Source organism: Thermodesulfovibrionales bacterium, assembly GCA_035622735.1.
GTDB lineage: Bacteria > Nitrospirota > Thermodesulfovibrionia > Thermodesulfovibrionales > UBA9159 > DASPUT01.
In genome coordinates, this window is sequence record DASPUT010000253.1 from 1 (window position 1) to 5,201 (window position 5,201).

General features: G+C 56.6%; 4 protein-coding genes. All 4 read right to left on the reverse strand.

Features of this window, described 5'->3' with window-relative positions:
- The coding region (prpD, locus tag VEI96_13125; GenBank protein HXX58936.1) for a 2-methylcitrate dehydratase at positions 1-850 on the reverse strand (850 nt) is incomplete at its 3' end.
- A gap of 104 nt (positions 851-954) precedes the next feature.
- A complete protein-coding gene (gene prpC / locus VEI96_13130; protein HXX58937.1) occupies positions 955-2,130 on the reverse strand; it encodes a 2-methylcitrate synthase in 1,176 nt (391 codons plus the stop codon).
- Positions 2,127-3,041 (reverse strand): methylisocitrate lyase, encoded by a 915-nt coding sequence (gene prpB / locus VEI96_13135; GenBank protein HXX58938.1) that lies wholly within the window; start codon positions 3,039-3,041, stop codon positions 2,127-2,129. The genes prpC and prpB overlap by 4 nt, the downstream gene beginning before the upstream one ends.
- Positions 3,042-3,355: 314 nt before the next feature.
- Positions 3,356-5,083 (reverse strand): sigma-54-dependent Fis family transcriptional regulator, encoded by a 1,728-nt coding sequence (locus VEI96_13140; protein ID HXX58939.1) that lies wholly within the window; start codon positions 5,081-5,083, stop codon positions 3,356-3,358.
- Positions 5,084-5,201: the final 118 nt, after the last annotated feature.

Here is a 5,201-nt window from a genome sequence, read left to right on the forward strand (position 1 = left end):
TGAAGAGCACGTTCTCCATCACGTATGAGCCGTAGGGCCGCTGAAACGTGAACTCACGGCCCTTGAAGAGGACATCATAGAAACCCCAGGTCTTCGCGGTCAGCGCCGACGGATAACCCATTTCACCTTTCAGTGCCATCAACGCGAGCCTCACGCCCCGCGCTGTGGCATCGCCGGCCGCCCAGGATTTCCGGGAGCCCGTGTTCGGCGCGTGGCGGTAAGTTCTCAGGGATTGCCCGTCGATCCACGCGTTTGACAGGGCGTTTATGATCTCTTCCCTCGTGCCTCCGAGCATCCCGGTTACGACTGCCGTCGTGGCGACTTTTACGAGGACGACGTGATCGAGACCGACACGGTTGAAGGCGTTCTCGATGGCGATGACGCCCTGGATCTCGTGGGCCTTTATCATGGAAGTCAACACATCCTTTATTACCGGAGGTCTCTTGCCTTCGGAGACGGCCTTGCGGGACAGATAATCCGCTGCCGCGAGGATCCCTCCCAGGTTGTCCGAGGGGTGTCCCCACTCGGCGGCAAGCCAGGTGTCGTTGAAGTCGAGCCAACGGATCATCGCGCCGATGTTGAATGCGGCCTGCACAGGATCAAGCTCGAATTGGGTTCCGGGCACCCTCGCACCGTTCGGCACGATGGTACCGGGAACGACCGGTCCGAGGAGCTTCGTGCAGGCCGGATACCCGAGGGCCTCGAAGCCGCAGCCCAGGGTGTCGATGAGACAGTAACGGGCCGTGTCGTAAGCCTCAGGTGACGAGATTTTGTAATCGCAGACATAGTCGGCGATATCGACCAGGACCTTGTCAGGGTCGGGACGGACATTGGAGATGTGAGAACCCATATCTGTTCCTCTTACCTTTCCTTAACGTATTTTATCCGCAGAGACGAAGCCGAGGTCAAGACAAAAGTTCTCGGTTCTGCTTTTCCACCGCTGCAATCGTCGCGTTACTTCCTGTCCTTGATCGGCACATACGCACGGTCTTCCTCACCGATGTAGTTCGCCGAAGGCCGGATGATCTTGTTGTCGAGCCGCTGCTCAATCGCGTGCGCTCCCCAGCCGGTGGTCCGTGAAATTACGAAGAGCGGAGTAAAGAAGGAAGTCGGAACACCCATCATATGATAGGAGACTGCCGAATACCAGTCGAGGTTGGCGAACATGTTCTTCTCATTCCGCATGACCGTCTCGATGCGGTCGGCGACGTAAAAGAGATTCATGTTATCCCCGTCGTTGCAGAGATTCTTCGCTATCCCCTTGATGATCGGATTTCTCGGGTCGCTCACGGTGTAGACGGGGTGACCGAAGCCGATGATGATCTCCTTGTTCGCCACGCGGGTCTTTATATCCGCCTCGGCTTCACCGGCATTGCGGTAGCGCCTCTGGATTTCGTGGGCCGCCTCGTTTGCGCCGCCGTGCTTCGGTCCCCGGAGGGCGCCGATGGCGCCGGTGATGGCCGAATAGATATCGGAAAGCGTGCCGGTGATCACCCGTGCGGCGAAGGTCGATGCGGTGAACTCGTGCTCGGCGTAGAGAATCAGGGACTGGTCGAGCGCCTTCTCATGAAGGGACAAAGGCCTCCTCCGGTGGAGGAGATGGAGAAAGTGGCCGGCTACTGAATCTTCGTCTGTCTCGATATCAATCCGGACACCGTTCTGACTGTAATGCCACCAGTAGAGGAGCATCGACCCGAACGAAGCCACGAGCCGGTCTATGATGTCCCTGGCCCCCTGGATATTTCGGTCTTCCTTCTCGGGAAGCACGGTGCCGAGGACGGAGCAGCCGGTCCTGAGCACGTCCATGGGGTGGGCGGCTGCAGGGATGTGCTCGAGTATGGTCTTCACCTCGGCAGGCAGACCGCGGAGGCTCTTCAGTTTCTTCACGTAGCCCTTCAATTCCGATTCTGTCGGCAGGTCGCCGTGTACGAGAAGATACGCCACTTCTTCAAAGGTGGCCTGTTTTGCAAGCTCCACGATATCGTAGCCCCGGTAGTGCAGGTCATTTCCGGTGCGTCCTACCGTACATACTGCGGTATTGCCCGCCACCACACCCGAAAGGGCAACCGACTTTTTCACTCTTGGCGCGACGGTTTCTGTCGAAACGGCGGTTTCTGAGTTATTGCTCATCGTTTTTTCTCCTTCGAAAAGATTGTATTGAGCTTTTCTTCGAAAGCATGGTAATCAAGATAGTCGTAGAGTTCGGCCCGCGACTGCATGAGATCCACCACATGTTTCTGGGTTCCCTCCCTGCGGATGGCGCTGTATACCGAAAAGGCGGCCTTGCTCATGGCCCGGAATGCAGACAGCGGATAGAGGACGATTGCGACATCGGCCCTGCGAAGTTCCCCGATCGTATAGAGGGGTGTGGAGCCGAATTCGGTGATGTTAGCGAGGATCGGCACTTTCACCGCACGAGCGAATTTCCTGTACATGGCGAGATCGGTTATCGCCTCGGGAAAAACCATGTCGGCGCCGGCCTCAACGCATGCGCCTGCCCGGTCTATGGCAGCATCGAGTCCCTCGACAGCGAGGGCATCGGTTCGTGCCATGATGACGAAGTCCTGGTCTGTTTTGGCGTCTACGGCGGCCTTAATGCGGTCTACCATCTCCTCCTTGCTCACGATCGACTTGCCCGGGCGGTGGCCGCAGCGCTTTGAAAGAACCTGGTCCTCAATATGTACCGCGGCAGCGCCGGATCTAATCATGGACTTGACGGTACGGGCAATGTTGAAGGCGCCGCCCCAGCCGGTGTCGATATCGACCAGGACGGGAAGGTCGGTGATATCGGTGATGCGCCGAACATCGGTGAGCACATCGTCCAGGGTCGTGATGCCGAGATCGGGGATGCCGAGAGAGCCGGCGGCGACTCCCCCTCCCGATACATAGAGTGCCCTGAAACCGATACGCTCAGCGAGACGAGCGGCATACGCGTTGATCGCCCCGACAACCTGCAGGGGTTTCTCTTTACGAACGGCGGCACGGAAGAGGCTGCCCGGCGACGATCGCTTAACGGTGCGTGATTTTCCTGACTGCTTCAATGACTACCTCCCGAGTAACAACGAAAATAGTTACTTATCTTGACGATCAATAGACAGATGGGTCTACCTGCCGTTTTTGCGAACAACAGATGACTCTATCATATATCATGCCAGATTTTATTTGAAAGAGGCTTATGGGATGTTCGTAAATAAGAGTGGTCAGAAAACGGTCGGGACTGTGCGCGGTTCTTGCTCTTTCATAGAGGAATCGGAGGATAAACAGAGTCCCGAAGTCTCTTCTTCGGAGGACTACCCTCTGCAGATCGATGCACCGAATACTAAATATTGCATGCAAGATGGTGCATAAAGCAAGATCATTTCAGTCCGTGTTTCCCAATCTTATAGAAGAGAGTCCGCATCGAGACGCCCAATAAGACCGCTGCCTTTGTGCGGTTGCCCCCCGTCTCCTGCAGTGCGTGGACGATAGCAGCCCGTTCCGCCGCTGCAAGGACTTCTTCGAGCGGTCGCACCTGAGCTGAGAGGAGCGGCACCCCGCTTGCTTTTTCGAAGGAGAGGGGAGGAAGGTGACCCGCCTCCATTACGGTGTCCTGAGGCCGCATCGAGATCATCGCCCTTCCGAGTACATTTTCGAGTTCCCGCACATTGCCGGGCCACTCATAGTCGAGGAGATTCGTGAGCGCTCGATCAGATATTCCCCGCACCTCCCGTCCGAATTCCTGATTCAGCTTGAAGATGCTATGCTCGGCGATCTGCCGGATGTCCTCCCTGTGCTCCCTGAGAGGGGGGATCGTGATCGGGATGACATTCAGTCTGTAGTAAAGGTCTTCCCTGAACGTCCTGGACCGTACCTTCTGCTCAAGGCTCGCGTTCGTTGCCGCGATTACCCGCACGTCTGCGGGAATCGGCCTAGCGCTGCCGACGCGGATGATCTCTTTCTCCTGTAAGACCCTCAACAATTTGGACTGGAGAGAGAGGCTGATGTCCCCGATCTCATCGAGGAAGATCGTCCCGCTGTGCGCCTCCTCAAAGAGCCCCTTCTTCCCGCCCTTCAGGGCGCCCGTGAAGGCCCCCTCCTCATATCCGAATAACTCGCTTTCGAGAAGATTCTCTGAAATGGCTGCGCAATTGACCCTCACAAACTGCCCCTTGCTCCGGGGGCTTGCGCCATGAATGGCGTGGGCAAAGAGCTCCTTGCCTGTTCCGCTCTCTCCCTTCAGGAGCACCGTGGCAGGCGTCTGGGCGGCCATCCTCGCCTGCTCCTTTGCCCTCTCCATGGACGGGCTACTGCCGATGATATCTTCCCATTTGTATCGCGCTTCCAGATGGCGGAGCAATTTTTTCGCCTTCGAGAGTTCATCATTGAGGGCGATGATCTCGGAGATATCGTGAATGACCCCGACGCTTCCCCGGATCTTCTCTTCTATGAAGATGGGGGCGACATTGACGATCACCTCTTTCTTTGCGGGCCCGACCTTCATCCGCACGTTATGGACGGGCTTCCCGGACCGGAGGACCTTTATATGCATGCTCTCCCCCTCCGCAATGTCGACCGTGACCGGCTTGTTCAGCACGACATCTTTCGGCAATCCCGTGATTCTCGTATATGCCGAATTAACGATGATCGTATTGCCCTGTTCGTCCGCAACGGAGATGGCATCTTCGGTGGCCTCGATGATCGCCTCAAGGAGGCTGCGGACCTTCCAGAGGTCGGAAACCTGTTCAGCGAGAGAAGTTATTTCGGTTATGTCTCGGAACACCGCAACAGCCCCGATCGTCTCTCCCCTTTCGTTTCGAATCGGCACCCGATTCGTGACAATCACCGCATTCCCGAGGTTCTGCTTCTGATTCAGCTCCGGGGCACCTGTGGCAAGCACAATATGGAGACGGGTATTCGGAATCGCCTCCATCGCAGTACGGCCCATCACCTCTTTGCTCTGCAATCCGGTAATGCGTTCAGCGGCATGATTGAAGAGGGTCACGACGCCCTTCCCATTGACGGCGATCATCCCGTCATGGGTCGAGTCCAGGATAATCTCTATCTCTTTCTTCGTAATCGCATCCACGAGATCAGAACATGACACTCCGTGAAACGTTCTTCAAACTGCATTCACCCGTGAAGGGCGCTGAAAGATCCGATGTCCTTGTGATGCCATTTCCCCTGGGGCATCAATGGGAATCTTCTCGGAATGTCTCATTTCG

Excerpts from the sequence above, each read along its gene's own strand:
- prpC (HXX58937.1), bottom strand. The coding sequence starts at position 2,130 with ATGAGCAATAACTCAGAAACCGCCGTTTCGACAGAAACCGTCGCGCCA.